The sequence below is a fragment of the Streptomyces sp. NPDC003943 genome (genome assembly GCF_053605265.1).
The window spans coordinates 1-1,346 of sequence record NZ_JBSGIW010000196.1; the positions used below are offsets into that span (position 1 = coordinate 1).

Genomic DNA, 1,346 nt, shown 5'->3' on the forward strand with positions numbered 1-1,346 from the left:
GGCTACGCCGGGAGCGGCTCCACGGGCAGGGGCGCGACGCCGATCAGTTCGGCGATGCGTTCCGGGGCCACCGCCCGCGAGTAGAGCCAGCCGAGCGGCGGGCGGCCCGGATCAGCGCGGGCGCGCAGGAGTTGGAGCAGCGGCTCGCGGACCTGCTGCGCGGCGGCCTGGCCGCGGCCGAGCAGGCGGGATACGGGCCGTGGGAGGAGACCGCGGCCCGCATGGTCGACGCCCAGGCACCCGGACTCGCGGGCCGCGTAAGGGAGTTGGGCGCGATACCCGGCTCGGGCCCGGGCTGGCCGGTCCGGCTCCTGGAGGAGTGCGCGCTGACCCATCTCCTCGACCGCGCCTGGCTCTCCGTCGACGGCCTCCCGGCCCCGCTGGCCGCGACCGTCCGCACCAGGGTCGGCCTGACGGTCCCGCAGGACGGGCCCACGGTGCGCGACCGCTGGCTGGTGCTCGCGCAGTACGACTCCGCCGACTCCCGCCTGACGACCCGACGCATCTGGCTGTACGGCGAGGAGTCGGGCCGTACGGCCCTGCTCCTCTCCTTCGGCGCGGCCGGCCGGGCTCCGCAACTCGCCCTTCCCGTCGGCGCCGTCCTCGACGCCGAACTCCGCCCGTACGAGGGCGCCGCGGCCCTCCGCGCCGAGCTGGTCGAACAGTTCGCCGCCCCGGCCACTCCGGCCGCCTCTGCCACCCCGCCCCAGGGCGGGCCCGTCGCGGCCGCCCTCGACGCCTACGGCCACGCCCTGCGCGAAGACCCGTGGCTGGACGGCTGGCCGGTCACTCTGACCGACGTGGTCCCGGCCCGCGCGGAGTACGGCTGGCAACTGACGGACGGGGGCGAGGCCATACCGCTCACCGGCGCCGCCCAGGGCGGCCCCGGACTGTGGCGGCTCGTCGCGCTCTCCGGTGGGGGGCCGGTGACCGTGTTCGGGGAGGTCGGGCATCAGGGGTTCACGCCGCTGGCCGCCTGGGGGCCGGAGGCGCCCGGCGAGACGGTGCCGCTCGCCTGACCGCCGCCCGACCGCCGTCCGACCGCCGTCCGACCGCCGTCCGACTGCCCGTCCGACCGCGATGTCACCGCCATCTGACTGCGACCCACCACTGGAGGAGTCCATGGACGCCTGGGAAGAGCTCGTCACCTCGGCCCTGCTGGGCACGGACCGCAGACCGCCCGCGCACACCGCCGGGGACGCCGCCGGGGACGCGGCGCCCGTCGCGCTGCTCGACGCCGCCGCGGTGCACACCGTTCGGCGCAGGGCGGGGCTGCGGCCCGGGCCGGCGGCGGCGCCGCTGGAGCCGGCGCCGGAGGACGGGCGGGCGGCGCTGCGGGCGGTGGC

General features: G+C 78.2%; 2 protein-coding genes. Both read left to right on the forward strand.

All coding sequences use genetic code 11. The annotated features are described in order from the left end of the window. A partial coding sequence (locus ACWEV0_RS35935) for an SWIM zinc finger family protein (protein WP_453154008.1) occupies positions 1-1,019 on the forward strand: 1,019 nt, incomplete at its 5' end. A 103-nt stretch (positions 1,020-1,122) separates the two neighbouring features. Beyond that, positions 1,123-1,346 (forward strand): DUF5691 domain-containing protein (locus ACWEV0_RS35940; RefSeq protein ID WP_453154009.1); only part of this gene is annotated, 224 nt, incomplete at its 3' end.